Genomic DNA, 21,441 nt, shown 5'->3' with positions numbered 1-21,441 from the left:
TCACCACTCGATGCCTTTCTGGCCCTTGCGGCCGGCGTCCATCGGGTGTTTGACCTTGGTCATCTCGGTGACGAGGTCGGCGGCGTCCATCAGCGGCTGCGGCGCGTCGCGCCCGGTGATCACGACGTGCTGGGTGCCGGGACGGGCGGCGAGTACGGCGACGACCTCGTCGACGTCGACCCACCCCCATTTGAGCGGATAAGTGAACTCGTCGAGCACGTAGAAGTCGTGGCGCTCGTCGGCCAGACGGCGCGTGATCTCGGCCCAGCCGTCGGCCGCGGCAGCGGCGTGATCGACCTCGCTGCCGGTCTTGCGCGACCACGACCAGCCCGAGCCCATCTTGTGCCACTCGACCGGTCCGCCGACGCCGTGCTCGTCGTGCAGCCGGCCGAGTTCGCGGAACGCGGACTCCTCACCCACCTTCCACTTCGCGCTCTTGACGAACTGGAACACCGCGATGTCGAAACCCTGGTTCCATGCGCGCAGGGCCATCCCGAACGCGGCGGTCGACTTGCCCTTGCCGGGCCCGGTGTGCACCGCGAGCAGGGGAGCATTCCGGCGGGCGCGGGTGGTCAACCCGTCGTCGGGGACGGTCAACGGCTGGCCTTGGGGCATAGCAGGACTCTCTCGCGTCAGGCAGCGGTACGCACTACATCGGTGAGACTATCGGCACGAAGGTGCGCCAGCCGCACCGCCGGGGCGCCCAACTGGTGCGCCAACTGCTCGGCCAATCCCAATCGCACATGCGACGTTTCGCAGTCCACCACCACGGCGGCAACGCCTTCGGCGACGAGGCGGGCGGCGGCCTCACGGGTGCGTCCGAGTGGATCGGGCCCGCCAGTGGCACGGCCGTCGGTGAGCACCACCAGCAGGCTGCGCCGCGCCCGGTCGCGGGCCTTCTCCCGCACCACGACGTCGCGCGCCGCCAACAAGCCTTGCGCCAGCGGTGTTTTGCCGCCGGTGTCGAAGCGCGCCAGCCGACGCCCGGCGATGTAGACCGAGGAGGTCGGCGGCAGCAGCAGCCGCGCCTGATCCTGCCGGAAGGTGACGACCGCGACCTTGTCGCGCCGTTGATACGCATCGCGCAGCAGCGACATGGTGGCGCCGCCGACCGCCGACATCCGGTCGCGGGCGGCCATCGAGCCCGACGCGTCGACGACGAAGATCACCAGATTGCCTTCGCGGCCTTCGCGGACGGCGCGACGCACATCAGCGGGCTCGGGCCGCGGCCGTCCTGCCGTGGTCTGCCGTCCGGCGGCGGCCAACAGCGTCGCGAATACGTGTACGCCATGCCCTATTTCGACGTCGGAGGTCGAGGACACGACCGTGCCGGTGCGGTTGCGGGCTCGGGACCGCCGTCCCGGAGCGCCTTCGCCGACGCCGGGAACCACCAGCGCACGGGTGCGAAACACCGCCGACGGAGGAGCGCTGGGACGCGTCGCCGAGCCTGAAGTCCGTTGTGATGACGCGCCGTCGGACGACGCTGACGACCCGTCGCCGCCGGGCGGCTGCGGATCGGGGTCCGGGTCGGGGTCGGAGCCGGGTGAGTCGCTCGACTCGCCCGCGTGTGCCATGGCCTCGTCGAGCTGGCCGGGGTCGAGGCCCGGGTCGTCGAATGGGTCGCGACGACGGCGGTGCGGCAGCGCGAGTTCGGCGGCCACCCGGATGTCCTCCTCGGCGACCGTGTCCGCGCCACGCCACGCCGCATGCGCGACCGCGGTGCGCGCAACCACGAGATCGGCTCGCATGCCGTCGACATCGAAGGCTGCGCACAACGCGGCGATGCGGCGTATCTCGTTGTCCGGCAACGTCACCGAACCGACCGCTGCCCGTGCCGCGGCCACCCGCCGCGCGAGAGCGCCGTCTTCCTCCCGGTATCGCGAGGCGAACCCGCTTGGGTCGACCTCGAAGGCCATTCGCTGCCGGATGACCTCCGACCGGACCTCGACATCACGCGAGGCGTGCACGTCGACCGTCAACCCGAATCGGTCCAACAGTTGCGGGCGGAGTTCTCCCTCTTCGGGATTCATGGTGCCGATCAGTACGAAGCGCGCGTCGTAACTGTGCGACACCCCGTCCCGTTCGACGTGCACACGGCCCATCGCCGCGGCGTCGAGCAACACGTCGACGAGATGGTCGTGCAGCAGGTTGACCTCGTCGACGTAGAGCACGCCGCCGTTGGCGCGCGCCAGCAGGCCCGGCGAGAACGCATGCTCACCGTCGCGCAGCACCTTCTGCAGATCCAGCGATCCGACCACACGGTCTTCGGTGGCCCCGATCGGCAGTTCGACCAGCGACGCGCCGTCGGCCGCGCGCAGGACCTCGGCCAGACCGCGCACGGCGGTGGATTTCGCGGTGCCCTTCTCGCCGCGGATCAGCACACCGCCGATCTCCGGGCGCACCGCGCACAGCAGCAGTGCCAGGCGCAGGCGGTCGTGGCCCACGAGTGCGCTGAACGGATAGGTCACGGCTTGACCATCGGCACGTGCGGGATGCCGTCGTCGAGGAATTCCTCACCGTCGCGGACGAATCCATGACGGGCGTACATGTCGGCGAGGTAAGTCTGTGAGTTGATGCGGCAAGGATAGTCGCCGACCTCGGCCAGCGCCGCCTGCAGTAGCCGGTTGGCGTGCCCGTTTCCGCGGGCCGTGCGTTTGGTGCACACGCGCCCGATGCGAAAGCCCTTGTGCCCGCCGGGGTGTTCCTCCATCAAGCGGAGGGTGCAGATGACCTCCCCGTCGGGGCCCTCGAGCCAGAAGTGGCGGGTCTCGGCCAGCAAGTCACGCCCGTCCAGCTCGGGATAGGGGGTGGCCTGTTCGACGACGAACACCTCGACTCGAAGCTTGAGCAGTTCATAGAGCGTCGCGGCGTCCAGATCCTTGGCCCAGCTGCGGCGAAGCGCGACCGTCATAGGGCGGGCACTTTCACCCCGCCGGGGTGAGATCGGCGGACTTGTCGAGTTTGAGCGCTTTGGAACCCCACGCCCACACTTCGTCGAACAACTCCGGTTCCTTCGCCAGTTCGGTGCCCAAAGAGGGCACCATCTCCTTGAGGCGTGGCAACCAGGACGAGAAGTGTTCGGCGAAACAGCGTTCCATGACATCGAGCATGGCGGGCACAGCGATCGACGCCCCTGGCGATGCCCCGAGCAACCCGGCGATCCGGCCGTCGGCGGATGCCAGGACCGTGGTGCCGAAGTTCAGCACGCCTTTGCCCTTCGAGCCGCAGATGACCTGCACCCTCTGCCCGGCGACGTTGAGTTCCCAGTCGGGATCGATTGCGCTGGGCGCGAATTCGCGCAGCGCACCGATGCGTTCGGCGTCGGACAGCATCAGCTGCCCGACCAGGTACTGCAACAGGCTCCATTGCGTGAGACCGACGTTGACGATCGACGCGAAGTTGGTCAGCGTGATCGACTCCGGCAGATCGAGGATGTCGCCTTGCTTCAGGAATTTCGGCGACCAGCCGGCGAACGGCCCGAACAGCAGCCAGGGCTTGCCGTTGATCATCCGGGTGTCCAGGTGCGGCACTGACATCGGCGGTGCACCCACAGGCGGCAAGCCGTACACCTTGGCCTGATGTTGGGCGGTCAGATGCGGTTTGTCGCTGCGCAGGAACTTGCCGCTGACCGGGAACCCGCCGAAGCCTTTGGCCTCCTTCATGCCGGCCTTCTGCAGCAGGTTCAGCGCGCCGCCGCCGGCTCCCACGAACACGAACTTCGCGTCCAGCTTGCGGTTCTGGCCGGTGCGCCGGTTGGTGATCTTCACCGTCCATGAACCGTCGGACTGCTGACGAAGGTCGCGGACCTCGTGGCCGAACAACGTCGTCATCCCGCGCTGCGCGCCGTAGCCGAGAAGCTGGCGTGACAGCGAGCCGAAGTCGACGTCGGTACCCTCGTCGGTCCAATTGATCGCGACGGGCTCGGAGAAGTCGCGCTTCTCGGCCATCAGGGGCAGGCGGCGGGCGAACTCGGCCTCGTCGTCGATGAACTCCGACGAGCGGAACAACGGATTGCCGGCGAGCGCTTCGTGGCGGCGCTTGAGATAGTCGACGTTGTCGCGACCGTGTACGAAGCTCACGTGCGGAATGGGATTGATGAAGCTGCGCGGGTCACCCAACACGCCGTTCTCGACCGCGTAGGCCCAGAACTGCCGGGACACCTGCCACTGCTCGTTGACGCCGACGGCTTTGGTGATGTCGACCGAGCCGTCGGACTGCTGCGGGGTGTAGTTCAGCTCGCACAGCGCCGAGTGCCCGGTGCCTGCGTTGTTCCACGGGTCGCTGCTCTCGGCGGCTGCGCCGTCGAGGCGCTCGACCAGGGTGATCGACCAGTCCGGCTCCATGAGCCGCAGCAGCGCGCCGAGCGTCGCGCTCATGATGCCTGCGCCGACCAGCAGGACGTCGGTCTTGGTGGTGCTGGTGGATGCGCTGGGTTCCGACACGTCCCAAGGTTAGCCCGCAACCGGGGAATTCAATCCGGCCGCGGTCCGGCATCCACCCCAGACATCGAGCGCCGCGAGATTAAGGTGGCTGTCGTGACTGCCTGGGAGGCCGATGTGCTGCCTGGTTACTGGCAGCAGACATTCCCGCTCGGCCGGGACCCCGACGGCGAAGGTGACCTCTTCGCCACCCTGGTGCGCCGCGGCGAGCCCGACCCGTCGGCCACGCGTGCGGTCCTGCTGGTTCACGGGTTCACCGACTACTTCTTCAACACCGAGTTGGCCGACCACTTCGCCGCCCGGGGGTTCGCCTTCTACGCGCTGGACCTGCACAAGTGCGGACGGTCCTGGCGCGAGGGCCAGACGCCGCATTTCACCACCGACCTGGCCCGCTACGACGGGGAACTGGACAAGGCCCTCGACGTCATCGCCGCCGTGGGACCTGCGCAGGTGCTGGTATGCGGGCACTCCGCCGGGGGCCTCGTCGTGTCGCTGTGGCTGGACCGGATGCGCGCCCGCGGCGCGACCCGCGGCAAACACGTCGGCGGTCTGGTGCTCAACAGCCCCTGGTTCGATCTGCAGGGCCCGGCGATCCTGCGCACGGCGCCGACGGCTGCGGTGATGGGTGCGATATCGCGGTTGCGCAAGCGCATGGTGGTGCGTTCACCCACCGAAGGCGGCTACGGGACCACGCTGCATCGCGACTACCACGGAGACTTCGACTACGACCTGAGGTGGAAGCCGGTGGGTGGCTTCCCGGTGACGCTCGGCTGGATTCACGCGATCCGGCGCGGGCACGCCAAACTGCACCGCGGCCTGGACGTGGGCGTGCCGAACCTGATCCTGCGATCGGATCGCAGCGTGCGCGAGATCGCCGACCCGGACGTGATACAGCGTGGCGACGCGGTATTGGACGTCAAGCAGATCGCACGATGGGCGGGCTGCATCGGCAACCGCACCACGATCGTCCCCATCCCCGACGCCAAGCACGACGTGTTCCTCTCGGTGACCGAGCCACGGCGGATCGCATATGCCGAGCTGGACCGCTGGCTCGACTGGTATCTGGCCGAAACATCGACTTCTGCAACCCAATCCGAACGGGGATGACCGCATGGCCCATTTCGACATCGCCATCATCGGCACGGGTTCTGGCAACAGCATTCTCGACGAACGCTACTCGGACAAGCGCATCGCAGTGGCCGAGAAGGGCATCTTCGGCGGCACCTGCCTCAACGTCGGATGCATACCGACGAAGATGTTTGTCTACGCGGCCGAAGTGGCCCAATCAGCCCGTGAATCAGCGCGTTTCGGTATCGACGCACACGTCGACGGCGTCCGGTGGCCCGATATCGTCTCGCGGGTCTTCGGTCGCATCGATCCGCTCGCCATGGGCGGTGAGAACTACCGGCGCTCCTCGCCGAACGTCGAGGTGTTCGACAGCCACACCCGGTTCGGGCCGACCAGGCCGGACGGCCGGTACTGCCTGCGCACCGACGACGGCGACGAGTTCACCGCCGACAAGGTCGTCGTCGCCGCCGGTTCGCGGGCGGTGATCCCCGACGCCGTCTCGGAATGCGGTGTGCCGTACCACACCAGCGACACCATCATGCGCATCAGCGATGTGCCCGACCACCTGATCATCATCGGCGGCGGATTCGTGGCGTGCGAGTTCGCCCACATCTTCGCCTCGCTCGGCAGCCATGTGACGCTGCTGATCCGTGGCAGCACACTGCTACGCGGTCACGACGACGACATCGCCATGCGCTTCACCGACATCGCCGCCAAGAAGTGGGAGATCCGTAACCACCACGAACTGTCCGACGCGCGACCACTCGGCGACGGTGTCGAGATCACCTGCACGGACGGAACGAAACTGCGCGGCGACACGCTTCTGGTGGCCACCGGCCGAGTGCCCAACGGTGACCTGCTCGATGCGGAGCAGGCCGGCATCAAGGTGACCGCAGGCGGCCAGGTCGTCGTCGACGAATTCCAGCGCACCACCGCGCGCGGCGTCTTCGCACTCGGCGACGTGTCGTCGGATTTCCAACTCAAGCACGTCGCCAACCACGAGGCACGCGTGGTCAAACACAACCTGCTGCAGGACTGGGACGACACCGACGCGCTGATGCCGTCCAATCACCGCTACATTCCCTCGGCGGTCTTCACCGACCCGCAGATCGCCAGCGTCGGACTGACCGAGAACGAGGCCCGTGCAAAGGGATTGGCGCTCAGAGTCAAGATCCAGGACTACAGCGACGTCGCCTACGGCTGGGCGATGGAGGACACCACCGGGATCGCGAAGATCATCGTCGACGACGACTCCGGGTTGATCCTCGGCGCTCACATCATGGGCCACCAGGCGTCGTCCCTGATCCAACCGTTGATTCAGGCGATGAGTTTCGACCTGCCCGCCCAGGACATGGCGCGCGGACAGTACTGGATCCACCCCGCGCTGCCGGAGGTCATCGAGAACGCGCTGCTGGCGCTCTGCGGTGAACCGCCGTGGCCGCCGTCACGGCGCCACTAGCCGGCCGGGACGACGAAGCGGGCGAGTTGATCGGTGAATCCGTCCGCCGATACTTCGAATGCGCGGGGCATCACGGGGATACTTTAGTTATCCATTGCCACCGTTGAGAGGACGTTCCATGAGTGACCCGAACGAGATCGCCGAATTTACGATTGGCATCACCAAAATCGACGGAAGCGATTTCGGCAAGAAGGAATTCGGTAACGGGGCTTCCGCAGCGCTGCGTGACACGACGTTTCGTTTCAGGGATGCCACGCTGAAGATTACCCGCGTAGAAGTCAAGAGCGTCAACATTTAATCTTGATCGTTGTCGGCACGACGGAGGACTGGCTTTATTCGACTTTGCCTGTCACGGCGCCACTAGCCGGCCGGGACGACGAAGCCCCAGGGAAGTTCGAGGCGGTGCGCGGCAAGCAGTTTCGCGTCGGAGAGTATGTCATTGATCGCGCCGTCAGCGACGATGACGCCGCCGTCCATCACGACGGCCCTGTGGCAAAGTTGCGCGGCGTACGGCAGGTCGTGGGTGACGATGAGCATCGTCGCGTCCAGCGTCGACAGCGTTTCGGCCAACTCCCGCCGCGCCACCGGATCGAGGTTCGCCGACGGCTCGTCGAGTACCAGCACCTCCGGTTCGCAGGCCAGCACGGTGGCCAACGCGGCGCGGCGACGCTGTCCGGCCGACAGGTGGGTGGGGCTGCGCTCGGCATGTTCGGTCAGCGACACGGCGTCCAACGCGCGTCGCACCCGGGCCGCCAACGCGTCGCCTCGTAGCCCGAAATTGGCAGGCCCGAATGCGACGTCCTGCGCGACGGTCGGCATGAACAGTTGGTCGTCGGGATCCTGGAACACCAGGCCCACGTTCTCGCGGACTCGGCGAAGCGTCTTTCGGCTCAGGGTGACGTCGCCGATCCGAACCGAACCGGAGGTGGCGGTCAGCACTCCGTTGAGATGCAGCATCAGAGTGGTCTTGCCCGCGCCGTTGGGCCCCAGCACCGCGACGCGCTCGCCGGGTGCCACCGTCAGGTCGACGCCGTCGAGCGCGACATGGCCGTCGGGATAGACATGGCGCAGCGCCTCGATCCGGATGGCCGTCATACCGTCACCCACGCGAGCAGCGAAACGCAGACCGCGGCAGCGGCCGGAATCATCGCGACCGCCCACTGCGTGGCGGCAGCGGGGGGTGGGGCACCGATGGCCGCCAAATCCGGTGCCCTGCCGTCGAAGCCGCGCGACAACATCGATTGGTACACGCGCTCGCCGCGCTCATAGGACCGAAGGAATAGGCTGCCGACGCCCTTGGCGATGGCACCCGCCTGGTGCAGCGCCCGCGGCGAGTCCCCTCGGGCGATGCGTGCCATCCGCATCCGGCTCACCTCGCCGGCCAGCAGGTCGACGTAGCGAATCATCAACACCAGCACCGACGTCACGACCGCGGGCACACCGAGTCGGCTCAGCGCCGACGGCAACTCGGCGGCGGATGTGGTGGCCGCGACGGTCAACGCGGCGCCGACACCGAGGCTGCCCTTGACGACGATGCCCCACGCGGCCCACAGTCCGTTGACCGAGAGTGCGAGTCCCGCTACGTCGACACGGGGCCCGCCCTCGGCGAACGGCAGCAGCACGGCCAGCACCACGAACGGCGCCTCGATCAACATCCGCGGCAGCATCCACCGCACCGGGATGCGCGCCAGCAGCCACATCGCGACGATGATCGCCGCGCAAATGCCGAACGGCCAGAACATCTCTCGCGGCGTGGCCACCACGGCCAGAACGAACACCAGCAGGCAGACGATCTTGACTTCCGCGGGTGCCCGGTGCACCACCGAGTCGCCGTGCCGGTACAGCGGGTGCGCGCCTGCGCCCATCGGTCAGGGCTTACTTGCGTCTTCGCGCCGGCTGCGCGCGATCAGCCAGAACGCCGAGCCAGCGACGGCCACGGTGGCCAGCACCCCCACGATTCCCGCGATACCTCCCGTGCCCTCGCGTCCGCCGACTGCATAGTCGGCCAGCGGCGACGACGACAGGGAGTGCTCGGCGGCGTGCTGGGCGATGCAGTCACCGGTGAGGTTCTCACCGTCGGCCGTCTCGACGACCTCACACCCCTGCAGCGTCGCCGAGTCCAAACCGTCGGGACTCGAACTGGCGAAGTAGGAGACCCCGCCGGCGATCAGCAATGTCACGACGGCGAAGACCACCCAGAACCGGCGCGACCTCATACGGGTATCTCCTGACGGGCACCGCGCAACAGGTACACCAGATCGGGACGAGATCTGGCGACGGCCATCACCGTCACCGCGGTGATGAGTCCCTCCCCCACGCCGATCAGTGCGTGAGTGCCCAACATGTACCCGGCGACCGCCCCCACCGACGTCGTCGCCGCTCCTCCGAGCGCGTACTGGAGGACGAATCCCATTGCCGCGCAGACCGTGCCGATCAGAGCCGAGACGAAGGCGATGACGCCAAGGCCCGCGACCGGGACATCGGTGCGCCTGCGCACCAGCGCGTACAACAACACGGCCGTCCCGTACCCGGCGGCCACTCCGATCACCGCCATATTGGTGATGTTGGTTCCCAGGGCGGTGACGCCACCGTCGGCGAACAGCAGCGCCTGCACCACCAGCACGATCGCGATGCACAGGGCTCCGGTGAAGGGGCCGACCAGGATCGCGGCCAGCGCGCCGCCCAGCAGGTGACCGCTCACGCCCGGCAGGATCGGGAAGTTGACCATCTGCACCGCAAAGATGAACGCCGCGACGAGACCGGCCAGCGGGACGGTGCGTTCGTCGAGTTCGTTGCGCGCCTTGACGGCGCAGAGGCCGACAGCGGCGACGGCGATGAGAACGAAGACGACCGAGATCGGTGCGTTGACGATGCCGTCGCTCATGTGCATGGCAACGGAGTCGACGGTCACCAGCATCACCCTAGAGGCCACACGGACACCTGTCTAGATGAACAGATGTTCATGTGGCACCGGTCGGCTACCGCTTCGTCGTGGTGACCAGCAGGTACTCGGCCTCCCACCACGCCCGCTGCCCGTCGCCCCGGTTCCACGTCGAGAGAAATTCCAGAAAGTCGGCATCCAGTGCCGCGACCCGGTCGGGTGTCCCGGCGGTGAAGGTGTACGCGGCGATCGTCGGTCCGTAATTGCGCTTCCAGTACTCGCGGAATTCGGTCGGCGTCGTGCAGTGGTCGAGTGCCACCGTCCGGCGTCGCATCGTCAGATCGCTCACCCGCTCGCCGAACAACCCACGGACGTGGTCCTCGGAACCCCACAGCGGCGCGGGGCTGGCGCCGGGCGGAGGTGGCGGTGCGTACGGCTTCATGGTCTTGAACAAGTTGCCGATGAAACCCTCGGGTGTCCAGTTGATCAGCCCGATCGTGCCGCCGGGCCGGACCACGCGGATCAGTTCGTCGGCCGCCGCCTGGTGATGCGGCGCGAACATCACGCCGACGCAGGACAGGACCTTGTCGAAAGCGTCGTCCGCGAACGGCAGCGCCTCGGCGTCGGCTTCCGCCCACTCCAGTTCCACGCCGCGCTGCGCGGCGATGCGCCGACCGGCCTCGAACAGTTCGGGGGTCAGATCACTCGCGGTGACGCTCGCGCCGGTCTCGGCGGCCGGAATCGAGGCGTTGCCCGAGCCTGCCGCGACATCGAGGACGCGGTCACCGGGCTGCACGCCGCAGGCGTCGACGAGCGCGGGACCGAGTTCGGGAATCAGCTCGGCGGCCACCGCCGGGTAGTCGCCGGACGCCCAGAGCGCGCGGTGCTTGGTCTTCAGTTCTCGGTCGGGCTCGACGCTGATCATGTTGCTCTCCTTGGTGGGTCGATCGGTCGCCACAAGGTTGTCGCCCGACGGTTGGGCAGACCTTCGATAGTCGTGAAATCGCGTGATCAGACTGGGTTTCGACAGTGCCGGCGCAGTGCGGTCCTGGCGTACTCGACGATGTCGCCGTCGCTCAGTACGACACCGTCCGCGCCGACGCCCGCGCCATCGCTCAGCGGCGCTTCGCAGCCGGCGGCGATGATGGACCGCTCCAACGTGGCGGCCTCGTGCGTCGCACCGATGCGCACGAGCAGCCGAGCCGCGTGCCGGAGCGTGTCCCACTGCTGCGGAATCAATCCGGGCCCACCGCGCTGCCAGTGGTCGAGCACGGAAATCAACATCTGCGCTGCGGCAACCGGATCGCCGTGCACGGCGCGGATGGCCGCGGCCTCCATGCCCGCCATCCCCGTGCACCAGTTGTTCTCCACCGACGCGCCGATCTCGGTCGCCTGGTGCAGGAGCGCCAGCGCGCGGTCGGGGTCGGTGTCCGCCAACGCCCGGCCGAGGGAGCAGCGCGCCAGCGAACGCGCGGTGGGATTGCCCGCGGTGTCTGCGACCCTGACCGCCTCCCGCGCCGCGGGCAGCCCCGCTTCCGGCGAACCGAGTGTCTGGTGGCACAACGTGATTCGATCCAGCAGCACCACCACCCGGACCAGGTTCCCCGACTTGCGCGCGTTCGGCAGCTCGGCCTCGAAGTAGGCCAACGCCGCCGATGCGTCGCCGTTGTACAAGTCCACTTCGGCGAGCACGTCGCCGGGATGTGCGAGGTAACAGACCTTCGGATCCACGGCACGGCCCGCGACCATGCCGACGAGTGACCGTGCGCGCGCGAAGTCGTTGAGCACCCAGGCCGCCCGCGCTGCGACGCCCACCGCCGACGGAAACAGGGGGTGGGCCCGGTCGGCGATTTCGACCACCCGGTATGCCCAGCGCGCTGAGTGATAACCGATGCGATTCATCAGGTCGATGAGTGACGTCACGACGCGCAGCGCGGCATCGAGGTCGCCGACGGCCATGACGTGATCGAACGCCGTGCGGAGGTTCTCGAAGTCGGGCGCGGAGTATGTCGTGCACGCGTTCGGCGCCATCCGCTGAATCCACGCGGGCTCGTCGACGCCGTGCATGCCCTGCTCGGATCGCTCGACGAGTTCGACGAAGTACTGAGCATGTCGCCCCGTGATGTCGTCGGCATGCCCGTTTGCACAGAGCCTTTCGCGCCCGTAGGACCGCAACGTCTCCAGCACGTCGTAGCGCGTCACACCGGAGCCGCTGCGAATGAAGACCATCGACTTGTCGACGAGCCCGGTGAGTAGATCCAGGATGTCGTCCTCGCTCTGTTCCGCGTCGGCGCACACGCCGTGCGCGGCTTCGAGATCGAACCCGCCGGCGAAAACCGACAATCGCTCGAACAGGGACTGCTCCGGCTCGCTGAGCAATCGATACGACCAGTCAATGGTGGCGGAAACGCTGCGTTGGCGCGGATGAACGCCACGGGCGCCCCCGCTGAGCAGGCGGAGACGGTCGAGTCTGCGAGCCACGTCGAGGCTGCTCATCGCGCGCATCCGGGCCGCGGCCAGTTCGATGGCGAGCGGAATGCCGTCGAGTCGCCGGCAGATCTCGGCCACGGCGCCCACGGGTTCGCGGTCAGCGTCGAAGTCAGGTCGCGCGGCGCGCGCGCGTTCGACGAACAGGTCGGCCGCGTCGTCGGAAGGCAGCGGGCCAACCGGCGTGATCCGCTCGCCCTCGGTGCCGAGAGGCTCTCTGCTGGTTGCCAGGACCGACACGCCGGGACACTGGCGCACGATCCGATCGACCAGGAGCGCGGCCGCATCAAGCACATGCTCACAGTTGTCAACAACCAGGAGCAGTTCACGTGTCCGCAGATAGTCGATGACCGCCTCGTCGACGTTTTCCGGCGTCTGCTTGAGCCGCAGCGCCGATGCGACGGAATGACCGATTGCGTCACGGTCCGACAGCGGCGCGAGTTCGCAGAACCATGCGCCATCGGCGAACTGATCCTTGCTGCGATCGGCCACCTCGAGCGCCAGCCGCGTCTTTCCGACGCCGCCGACTCCGGTCAAGGTGACCAGCGGGCTCTCGGTGAGAGCCTCGCTCAGCGCGATCACCTCGCCGTCGCGACCGATGAAGCGCTTTGTGCGACGCGGCAGGTTGGTTGCCGGGGGTCGTCCACGGACTTGGGTCGGCCCGGGTGGCGCATTCGGCGGGATGAGCTCACTTCCCAGAATCTGCTGATGTACTTCCCGCAGTGGTGGGCTCGGGTCGATGCCGAGCTCGTCGATGAGCCGCTCACGCATCTGCCGATAGATATCCAACGCGTCGGCCTGACGTCCGCACCGATATTCGGCCAGCATCAGCTGTGCTGCGAGCCGCTCGTCCAGCGGATGCGCCTGGTGCGCCGCGGCCAGCTCGTCGACCACCTCGGTGTGCCTACCGGCCCGCAGTACGGCGTCGTAACACTCCAACTGAGTCGAAAAGCGTTGCGCCTGCGCCCAAGCGCGCACGTCGTTGATCCACGGCGTTTCGAGCGCCGCGAACGGCTCGCCACGCCACAGGGCGAGGGCCTGCCGGTACAGCCCTACCGCGTCGTCTGGGTCGTTGCTCGCACGGGCCCGGCCGGCCAGTTCGCGGAACAGGTGGAGGTCGACGGACAGCGCATCGGCGGCCAGGGTGTAGCCGGCCGGGCCGCGGGTGATCTGCACGTCGCCGTCATTGGCCAGCAGCGTCCGGAGCCGAGACAGATACCCGGCCAAGGCATTGCGGGCGCGGTGCGGAGGGTCGTCGGCCCAGACCCGGTCAATCAGTTGGTCGACCGAAACGGGTTTGTTGACGTCGACCAGCAGCGTCGCAAGAACGCATCGTTGGCGCGCGTGGCCGATGTCGAGCCGCTGGCCGTCGACGCAGGCTTCGACCTCGCCGAGCAACCTGAATTCCGCGGCCACGCCGTATAGCGTTCACCAGATGACCGCGGTGTGTCCATCGAAACACCGCGGTCACCGCCGGTAGACATTCAATTCGGCGCGGCGTCAGCCTCCGTTCTGACCGTTCGTGCCGTTGGAACTGCCCGGGCTCTTGCCGCTTCCGGTCCCGCCGGTACCGCCCGTGCCAGGCGTGCCGCTGCCTGCTCCTGCAGAGCCGCCGCTACCGCCGTTGCCGCCCTTGCCGGTCGAATTCGTCGACGTGGCGTCACCACCGTCGCCGCCATTGCCGCCGGGTGAGCCGAGGCCGCCATCACCGCCGTCACCACCGGTTCCGCCTTGCGCAGGTCCGTTCGGCGAGTGTGTGCTTCCGCCCTTGCCTCCGGATCCACCCGAACCACCGAATGTGCCGCCGTCTCCGCCGTTTCCGCCACCGTTGCCGTTGGCGTCGCCGTTGTCCTGAGCGGATGCGGTGCCCGAGTCGCCACCGTCGCCGCCTTGGCCAGCGGCCTGGGCGTCGCCACCGTGCCCGCCGGCGCCGCTGTTGGCGGTACCGGTGTCGGTGTCGGCGTTGCCGCCCTTTCCACCGTCGCCGCCGTTGCCGACGACGCCCGACGCACCGCCGTCGCCGCCCGACCCACCGTTGGCCACGCCGTCGGCCGTGTTTCCATCGCCGCCGCTTCCACCGGCGCCGCCGCTGCCGGTCAATCCGCCTGCGCCACCTGCGCCGCCGTTGCCGCCGGTCGCGTTGCCGTCGCTGATGGCGATGCCGCCGTCGCCGCCCTTGCCGCCCTGGCCTGAGACGAGCCCGCCGCTGCCACCCGCCCCGCCGTTGCCGCCGGTCGCGCTGCCGCCGGCAAGAACACCGCCGCCGTTTCCACCGGCGCCGCCGCTGCCGAAAATCCCCGCGTTGCCGCCCTTGCCGCCGGCCCCGGCGGCCCCGGGTGCCGAGGAGATGACGCTTCCACCGTCACCGCCTGCGCCGCCGTTGCCGAACAAACCGCCGTTTCCGCCGTCACCGCCTGCCTGACCGGCTAGCCCGATCCCGCCCTTACCGCCGTTGCCGAAAAGAAGGCCACCCCTACCGCCGTTCTGTCCTGGCCCGCCGTCGGCGCCGTTTCCGATCAATAGTCCGCCGTTCTCCCCGGGCTCATCACCGTTGCCGATGAACACCCCGATCAACGCCGCGATCGCGTTGTCCTGTGCCAGTTGGAAGTTCGCGGCATCTGGGCGAGCGGCCATACCGTGGCCACCGACGGGCGTCGACACCATGAGCGCGGTGCGGCGGGTGCGAACCTGCCCGGGCGTGGTCCTGAGACGATGCGCTCCGTGGCCGCCATCGCCGATCAGGTATTCGCGGGGCTGCCCCGCCATGGTGCTGCCGTTGCTGATGACAAGGGCCCGGCTGCGCGGCGGAGCTGAGACGGGCGACGGGTAAAGCACGCGAACGAACCGATTCGACTCCTCGGACCCCTTCGGCCGTGCCGACTGTCGGGCGACGTCTGCAGCCGCCATCTGAAGGGCCGGTCGAGGTGTCCGCTCGACGGGCTCCGCTGACGCGGGCGCGACCACGATGCCGACCCCGAGGGCCACTGCGAGTACGCCGACGCGACCGACGAATCGGCTGCAGCCCAGTCGTTGGTGATAGCTCATGATGATCTCCGTAGGTTCGCGGGCGGCCGCCCGATGTCAGGAACGCCACAACGGTCCCCGGAACCGGTGCAGCGACTCTTGAACGGCTATTAAATGCCCACGTCAAACGGTGTTTGACCGGCCCTGGTCAGTACTCCGAGCCTGCGCCGTGCGCGCGCGGGCGACGGCTTGCGCCCCGCTCTACGGCTGTATCGACTCGTGGTCCGGCGTTGCGCGTTGTGCCGCGTTCAGCGGCGATGGTCTGCCCGCCCCGAGCAGGGCGCGGTGCAGGGACTGGCGCAGTCGCGGGAGATAGGCGGCAAGGGCGTTGCGGGCCTCGACGTCGCCGAGCAACCCGAATCCGACCGTCATCGCCGATCAGCCGTGGCGGGCGCCGATCCAATGCAGCAGATCGTGGACGATCCCGTCGTCGAGGCGGTAGCTCACTGCGCGACCAACCCGCGTCGAACTGACCCACCCCTGCTGCCGTAGAACTCGAAGCGCTTGTGAGACAGCGTTTTCCGACCGCCCCAACGTCGCCGCGAGATCTCCCACGCAGATGCCGGGCGCGCGGTGCAACGTCAGGAGGATCTCGAGTCGGTGGGGGTCGGACAGCAAGTCGAAGCGCCGCGTCCAACCGGCGGTGTCGACGTCGGCCAATGCCGACGCCGCGCGCTCAACCTCTGCTGCGTTTCCTGGCTTGCTCACTGCGTCAATCTCACCACAACGGGTCCGCCGAAACGATGAAGGCGCCGAATCCACACACGGGTGAGCCGTGCCGCACGAAAGGTACGGCACGGCGCGTCAGCCGGCGTCAGCCGTCGGATCCGTCCTGTCCGTCGGAGCCGGTGCTCGTGGTCCCGGTGCCGCCTGCGCCGCCCTGGCCGCCGGATCCACCCGGTCCGCCGCTGCCGCCCGTGCCGCCGCTGCCTCCGTATCCGTTTCCGGTGGTCGCCTTGCCGGTGCCGCCCTGCCCGCCGGTACCGCCGCTGGAGTTCACCCCGCCTTGACCGCCGATGCCCCCGCTGCCGCCGTACGCGCCGCCGGCCTTGGTGTCGGCGTCACCGCCTTTGCCGCCGGAACCACCCTGGCCGCCGAGCACGCCACCGTCGCCGCCGACTCCGCCGGATCCCGCGAAGACCTGGTCCTTGGCGCCGCTGGCCTTTCCGCCCGCACCGCCTGCACCGCCACTGCCCGACACCTGACTGTCGCCGCCGTCGCCTCCGTTGCCTGCGACCGCACCACCCTCGTTGCTCGTTCCGGAGCCGCCGGTGCCGCCCGATCCGCCCGAGCCGAGGACGGCCCCGCCCCCATTGCCGCCGTCGCCGCCGAAACCGGTACCGAAGTTGCCCGCGCCACCTCCGCCGTTGCCGCCTTGGCCGCCGTCGCCGAACACCCCGGACGCGCCGCCGTCGCCGCCTTTGCCGCCATGCGCCGCACCGGACGCCGAAGCGGCGTAGCCGCCTCTACCGCCGGCTCCCCCGTTGCCGGACAGGATGCCGCCGTTGCCGCCCTTTCCACCGTCAGCCGCGGTGGCGACGTCGGTTCCGCCGGTGACGACGCCGCCGCCGTCACCGCCCGCACCGCCGTTGCCGAACAGGCCGGCGCTGCCGCCGTTGCCGCCTGCCTGGCCGTCCAGCCCGTTGCCGCCCTTACCGCCGTTGCCGAACAGAAGTCCGCCGCGGCCGCCGTTCTGCCCGGGTCCGCCGTCGGCACCGTTGCCGATCAAGAGCCCGCCGTTCTCTCCCGGCTCGTCCCCGTTGCCGATGAACACACCGATCAGCGCGCCGAGCGGATCGCCACCCGGGCCAGGCTGCAGGCCCGCCCGGGTGGGCGCGGACGGTGCCGGACCGTCACCGATGCGCGCTGTCGCCGGTGCACCAGTGCCGATGGTGAACGTCGAGACCATCGGGCCGCGTGGAGTTTTCGTCTCGGCGCGCCGGGAGCCTCGACTGGACAACTCCGCCCGGATCACGTGCGGGGTACCAGTCGTGAGTCCTGCAGAAGAAGGTGGGGTCAGCCAGATGGCGCTGTCGGGAACCGTGGACGGCGTCGGGGGTGCCGCGGGCACAGCCGCCTGCGCAGTTGGCGACAGCCGCGGGTAGGCAGGCGACGCCGGTGCGGGTGCCGTGGCGGCCAGCAACACGCCCGGATCGGCGACCGGCGCCGCACTCAGCGCGGGGGCAACCGCGGCACCCACGCCAAGGGCGATCGCGAGCGCGCCGACGCGCCCGACGTAGTTTCGGACCTCGATCGACGCGGTGCGAGGTCGGTTGAGTTCGGTCATATCCCCATCTCCAGATGTCTGTGAAGTCGCCGGCGCAGCCGATGAACTCCTCAACCGTGGCGAGCGAGCGTTCGATGGCGGTGAATAGAAGATGAAATCCGCAGGTCGAGCGATATGAGCGGTGCGAGGTCTCGGCTCGCTCTAGTCGAGAAAGCCGTGCAGCAGAGCGGCGGACCCGGCGACGTGTGCCCGCATCGCGTCAGCCGCGCCCTGCCCGTCGCCGGCGAGGATCGCCATCACGATCGCTTCGTGCTGCTCGTCGGAATGCGCGATGTTACGGGCCAGCAGCGGAATCTGGTCCAGTAAGCCGTTGAGCCGCATCCGGTTCTCGGCGACCAGCGGCACCAGCGACGGCGATCCGGCCGCCTCCGCGATTGCCAGGTGCAGCCGGGAGTCGAGACGCCGGTACGCGGCGGGCGACGCGCCGCGCACGTCGGTCAACCGCGACCAGAGGACCTCGCGCTCGGGGGCGGTCAGCGTCCGGTGAGCCGCCATGCGCGCGGCGCCCACCTCGAGGATCTCGCGCAGCCGCAGCGCATCGTCGATGTCCGCGCGGGTGACTCCGTCGGTGGCCCCGGTGTGCTGGGGAAGCTCCTCGGCCAGGAAGGTGCCGCCGTAACGGCCACGTCGCGAAACCAGGTAGCCGGCGTCGGACAGCGACTTGATCGCTTCCCGGACGGTGTCGCGGCTGACCCCGAGCCTGGCCGCGAGTTCCCGTTCGGGAGGCAGGGATTCGCCCGGCGCCAGCACGCCGAGCCGGATGGTCTGCAGTAGCCGTTCGACGGTGTCTTCGAACGCGTTGCCGGGCCGCACCGGGCGCAGCAGTGCCTCGCTGGCGAGTGGTACGTCCGGATCGGCGGTCATGGCTGCAGCCGTCGTCTACAGCGGGGTCACGTAGTGGCCGCTGATGCCGCCGTCGACCAGGAAGGACGACGCCGTGATGAACGACGCGTCGTCGCTGGCCAGAAACGCGACCGCGGCGGCCAGTTCGTCCGGTTCGGCGAATCGGCCGACCGGAACGTGCACCAGCCGGCGCGCCGCCCGTTCGGGATCCTTGGCGAAAAGCTCCTGCAGCAGCGGCGTGTTGACGGGTCCCGGGCATAGCGCGTTGACCCGTATGCCCTGCCGCGCGTACTGCACGCCGAGCTCCCTCGACATCGCCAGCACACCGCCCTTGGATGCGGTGTAGGAGATCTGTGACGTTGCCGAGCCCATCACCGCGACGAACGACGCGGTGTTGACGATCGAGCCCTTCTGCTGCGGAACCATATGGCGCAGTGCAGCTTTACAACAGAAGAACACCGATTTGAGGTTGATGTCCTGCACCCGCTGCCACGCATCGATGCCGGTGTTCTCGATCAGGTCGTCCTCCGGTGGGCTGATGCCCGCGTTGTTGAAGGCGATGTCGACCGATCCGTATGTCTCGGCTGCCGTGTCGTACAGCGCGTCCACGGCGACTTGATCTGAGACGTCGACCGCTACGAAGGTTCCGTTGAGGTCGTCTGCGACGGTCTTGCCCGCGGCGGGGTCGATGTCACCGATGACGATCGTCGCGCCCTCGGCGCGCATCCGCTTGGCGGTAGCCAAGCCGATACCGCTTGCGCCGCCGGTGATCACGGCGACCTTGCCTGCGAGTCGTTGGGTCAGGTCCATCTACGGTGCCTCCTGGCCGTTTTCATCGATCGAGAAGAAGACGTTCTTGGTTTCGGTGAACGACAACGGAGCGTCAGGGCCGAGTTCTCGTCCCAGGCCCGATTGTTTGAATCCGCCGAACGGGGTGTTGTAGCGCACCGACGAATGTGAATTGACCGACAGATTGCCGGATTCCACCGCGCGCGACACACGCACGGCCCGCGACAGGTTGTCGGTCCAGATCGACCCGGACAAGCCGTAGGGCGTGTCGTTGGCCAGTGCGATCGCGTCGGCCTCGTCCTCGAACGGCAGCACCGTCACGACCGGCCCGAAGATCTCTTCGCGCACCGTGCGGTCGTCTCGTGGGGGCGTCAACACGGTCGGAGCGAACCAGTACCCCGGCCCCGACGGGGCGTCGCCTCGGAAGGCGACCGGGGCGTCGTCGGGCACGAACGAGGCGACGGAGTTCCAGTGCGCCTTGGACACCAGTGGCCCCATCTCGGTGCCCTCGGAGCCGGGGTCTCCGACAACGACGCCCTTGACCGCGGGCTCGAGCAGTTCCATGAACCGGTCGTACACGTTGCGTTGCACCAGGATCCGGCTGCGGGCACAGCAGTCTTGGCCGGCGTTGTCGAATACTCCGTAGGGCGCGGTGGCCGCGGCCTTCTCCAGGTCACAGTCGTCGAACACGATGTTGGCGCTCTTGCCGCCCAGTTCCAGGGTCACCCGTTTGACCTGCTGAGCCGCCCCGGCCATGACGCGGGTGCCGACTTCGGTGGAGCCGGTGAACACGATCTTGCGTACGTCCGGATGGCTGACGAACCGTTCGCCCACCACCGAACCCCTGCCCGGCAGCACCTGGAAAAGGCCGGCGGGCAGGCCGGACTCGGTTGCAAGTTCGCCGAGTCGGATGGTGGTCAGCGGCGTCCACTCGGCCGGCTTGATGAGCACGGCGTTGCCCGCGGCCAGCGCGGGCGCGAAACCCCACGACGCGATCGTCATCGGGAAGTTCCACGGGGTGATGACTCCGACGACGCCGAGCGGTTCGTTGAACGTTACGTCCAGGCCGCCCGCGACGGGAATCTGCTTGCCGCTCAACCGCTCCGGAGTGGCCGAATAGAACTGCAACACGTCGCGGACGTGGCCGGCCTCCCACGTGGCGTTACCGATCGGATGCCCCGAATTGGCGACCTCGAGCGCTGCCAGTTCGTCGACGTGGGCATCGACGGTGGCGGCGAACGCCCGCAACGCCGCGGCACGTTCGGCGGGCGCCTGCCGGGCCCACTGGCGCTGTGCCTCCTTGGCGCGCGCCACCGCCTCGTCGACCTCCGCCTCGGAGGTCTGTTCGACGGTGCGCAGCACTTCCTCGGTGGCCGGGTTGACCACCTCACTTGCCGTCATGCTCGTACCTTCCCGGTCGCATACCAACCTGCCGCCTCGACCACCGCGGCGAACAATCGCAGATCGTCGAGGCGCTCTTCGGGATGCCACTGAACCGCCAATACGAAGTCATCGCCGGGCATTTCGACCGCTTCGACGACACCGTCGGAGTCGCGCGCGCTCACGATCAGGCCCTTACCCAGCGTGTCGATGGCCTGGTGGTGGTAGCACTGCGCATCAGAGGACTCGCCGATCAGGGCGGCTAACCGGGTCCCGGGCACGGTGCGCACGGACGAGGTGGAGAACATCGCGTTGCCCTGCTGGTGACGGGTGTGCCCGAGGACGTCAGGCAGGTGCTGGTGCAGCGTTCCGCCCAACGCGACGTTGAGTACCTGCGCTCCGCGGCAGATGCCCAGCACGGGCATCCCGCGCTGCAACGCTTTTCGCACGAGTTCGAATTCGAACGCGTCACGCATGCGGCTGTCCTGAACGGGCTCGTCGGTGGTGGCGTGCCTGACCTGGCCATAGGTCGCGGGGTCGACATCGCGTCCGCCGGTGACAACCAGGCCGTCTATTCCGTCGAGCACGCATTCGGCGACGTCCGTGTCCACAGGCTGAGGCGGTAGCAACACCGCCACCCCGCCGGCCAGATTGACTCCCTCGAAGTAGATCGCGGGCAGGAAGCTGGCACGGACATCCCACACGCCGGTCTGCGCCTGTTGCAGATAGGTGGTGAGCCCGACGACCGGGCGGATCTTCTCTTGCCGAGCAGACGCAGAACTGC

The 21,441-nt window shown here is 68.4% G+C and carries 21 protein-coding genes; 3 read left to right on the top strand and 18 right to left on the bottom strand.

The genetic code is table 11. The features are described from left to right. From cobO to mqo, 4 genes are read right to left on the bottom strand one after another with little or no spacing between them, the layout of a single operon-like run. The gene (cobO, locus tag N4S67_RS13375; protein WP_260993456.1) at positions 1 to 615 is read right to left on the bottom strand and encodes a cob(I)yrinic acid a,c-diamide adenosyltransferase; all 615 of its coding nucleotides are present in this window, start codon (positions 613 to 615) and stop codon (positions 1 to 3) included. A gap of 17 nt (positions 616 to 632) precedes the next feature. Next, positions 633 to 2,468 (bottom strand): VWA domain-containing protein, encoded by a 1,836-nt coding sequence (locus N4S67_RS13370; protein ID WP_260993455.1) that lies wholly within the window; start codon positions 2,466 to 2,468, stop codon positions 633 to 635. Then, positions 2,465 to 2,911 (bottom strand): GNAT family N-acetyltransferase, encoded by a 447-nt coding sequence (locus tag N4S67_RS13365; protein WP_260993454.1) that lies wholly within the window; start codon positions 2,909 to 2,911, stop codon positions 2,465 to 2,467. The genes N4S67_RS13370 and N4S67_RS13365 overlap by 4 nt, the downstream gene beginning before the upstream one ends. Positions 2,912 to 2,924: 13 nt before the next feature. Next, a complete protein-coding gene (gene mqo, locus N4S67_RS13360; RefSeq protein WP_260994032.1) occupies positions 2,925 to 4,376 on the bottom strand; it encodes a malate dehydrogenase (quinone) in 1,452 nt (483 codons plus the stop codon). Positions 4,377 to 4,535: 159 nt separating this feature from the next. Between mqo and N4S67_RS13355 the strand changes: the two genes are divergently transcribed. From N4S67_RS13355 to N4S67_RS13345, 3 genes are all read left to right on the top strand, one after another. Beyond that, positions 4,536 to 5,546: an alpha/beta hydrolase gene (locus N4S67_RS13355; RefSeq protein ID WP_260993453.1), complete on the top strand. Its 1,011-nt coding sequence runs from the start codon at positions 4,536 to 4,538 to the stop codon at positions 5,544 to 5,546. A gap of 4 nt (positions 5,547 to 5,550) precedes the next feature. Further along, positions 5,551 to 6,966 carry a mycothione reductase gene (gene mtr, locus N4S67_RS13350; protein WP_260993452.1) on the top strand — a complete coding sequence of 472 codons (1,416 nt, stop codon included), beginning with the start codon at positions 5,551 to 5,553 and terminating at the stop codon, positions 6,964 to 6,966. A 118-nt stretch (positions 6,967 to 7,084) separates the two neighbouring features. Next, on the top strand, positions 7,085 to 7,264 hold the full coding sequence (locus N4S67_RS13345) for a hypothetical protein (RefSeq protein ID WP_260993451.1): 180 nt from the start codon (positions 7,085 to 7,087) through the stop codon (positions 7,262 to 7,264). A gap of 62 nt (positions 7,265 to 7,326) precedes the next feature. Here the strand turns inward: N4S67_RS13345 and N4S67_RS13340 are convergent, their stop codons facing one another. From N4S67_RS13340 to N4S67_RS13275, 14 genes are all read right to left on the bottom strand, one after another. Continuing rightward, entirely contained in the window at positions 7,327 to 8,061 is a 735-nt protein-coding gene (locus N4S67_RS13340; RefSeq protein ID WP_260993450.1) for an energy-coupling factor ABC transporter ATP-binding protein, read from the bottom strand. Further along, positions 8,058 to 8,831 carry a cobalt ECF transporter T component CbiQ gene (gene cbiQ / locus N4S67_RS13335; protein WP_260993449.1) on the bottom strand — a complete coding sequence of 258 codons (774 nt, stop codon included), beginning with the start codon at positions 8,829 to 8,831 and terminating at the stop codon, positions 8,058 to 8,060. The genes N4S67_RS13340 and cbiQ overlap by 4 nt, the downstream gene beginning before the upstream one ends. A 3-nt stretch (positions 8,832 to 8,834) precedes the next feature. Then, complete coding sequence (locus N4S67_RS13330; RefSeq protein ID WP_260993448.1) at positions 8,835 to 9,182, bottom strand: PDGLE domain-containing protein; 348 nt, start codon at positions 9,180 to 9,182, stop codon at positions 8,835 to 8,837. Then, positions 9,179 to 9,856 (bottom strand): energy-coupling factor ABC transporter permease, encoded by a 678-nt coding sequence (locus N4S67_RS13325; RefSeq protein ID WP_390893394.1) that lies wholly within the window; start codon positions 9,854 to 9,856, stop codon positions 9,179 to 9,181. The genes N4S67_RS13330 and N4S67_RS13325 overlap by 4 nt, the downstream gene beginning before the upstream one ends. 88 nt (positions 9,857 to 9,944) lie before the next feature. After that, on the bottom strand, positions 9,945 to 10,772 hold the full coding sequence (locus N4S67_RS13320) for a class I SAM-dependent methyltransferase (RefSeq protein ID WP_260993446.1): 828 nt from the start codon (positions 10,770 to 10,772) through the stop codon (positions 9,945 to 9,947). A gap of 86 nt (positions 10,773 to 10,858) precedes the next feature. After that, complete coding sequence (locus tag N4S67_RS13315) at positions 10,859 to 13,750, bottom strand: BTAD domain-containing putative transcriptional regulator (RefSeq protein WP_260993445.1); 2,892 nt, start codon at positions 13,748 to 13,750, stop codon at positions 10,859 to 10,861. Positions 13,751 to 13,834: 84 nt separating this feature from the next. After that, positions 13,835 to 14,998, bottom strand: a complete 1,164-nt coding sequence (locus tag N4S67_RS13310; protein WP_449288834.1) for a PGRS repeat-containing protein — start codon at positions 14,996 to 14,998, stop codon at positions 13,835 to 13,837. A 561-nt stretch (positions 14,999 to 15,559) separates the two neighbouring features. After that, positions 15,560 to 15,730 (bottom strand): hypothetical protein, encoded by a 171-nt coding sequence (locus tag N4S67_RS13305; RefSeq protein WP_260993443.1) that lies wholly within the window; start codon positions 15,728 to 15,730, stop codon positions 15,560 to 15,562. Between the two features lie 6 nt (positions 15,731 to 15,736). Next, a complete protein-coding gene (locus N4S67_RS13300) occupies positions 15,737 to 16,075 on the bottom strand; it encodes an ArsR/SmtB family transcription factor (protein ID WP_390893393.1) in 339 nt (112 codons plus the stop codon). 97 nt (positions 16,076 to 16,172) lie between these two features. After that, positions 16,173 to 17,645: a PGRS repeat-containing protein gene (locus N4S67_RS13295; protein ID WP_260993441.1), complete on the bottom strand. Its 1,473-nt coding sequence runs from the start codon at positions 17,643 to 17,645 to the stop codon at positions 16,173 to 16,175. 141 nt (positions 17,646 to 17,786) lie between these two features. Continuing rightward, positions 17,787 to 18,509, bottom strand: a complete 723-nt coding sequence (locus tag N4S67_RS13290) for a FadR/GntR family transcriptional regulator (RefSeq protein ID WP_260993440.1) — start codon at positions 18,507 to 18,509, stop codon at positions 17,787 to 17,789. A 15-nt stretch (positions 18,510 to 18,524) separates the two neighbouring features. Further along, positions 18,525 to 19,298, bottom strand: a complete 774-nt coding sequence (locus N4S67_RS13285; RefSeq protein WP_260993439.1) for a 3-oxoacyl-ACP reductase — start codon at positions 19,296 to 19,298, stop codon at positions 18,525 to 18,527. Next, positions 19,299 to 20,678: an aldehyde dehydrogenase family protein gene (locus N4S67_RS13280; protein WP_260993438.1), complete on the bottom strand. Its 1,380-nt coding sequence runs from the start codon at positions 20,676 to 20,678 to the stop codon at positions 19,299 to 19,301. Beyond that, positions 20,675 to 21,412: a gamma-glutamyl-gamma-aminobutyrate hydrolase family protein gene (locus tag N4S67_RS13275; protein WP_260994031.1), complete on the bottom strand. Its 738-nt coding sequence runs from the start codon at positions 21,410 to 21,412 to the stop codon at positions 20,675 to 20,677. The genes N4S67_RS13280 and N4S67_RS13275 overlap by 4 nt, the downstream gene beginning before the upstream one ends. Between the last annotated feature and the right edge of the window lie 29 nt (positions 21,413 to 21,441).

It is taken from the genome of Mycobacterium deserti, assembly GCF_025345615.1.
Classification (GTDB): Bacteria; Actinomycetota; Actinomycetes; order Mycobacteriales; family Mycobacteriaceae; genus Mycobacterium; species Mycobacterium deserti.
This window is presented reverse-complemented; position numbering and strand designations above follow the sequence as displayed.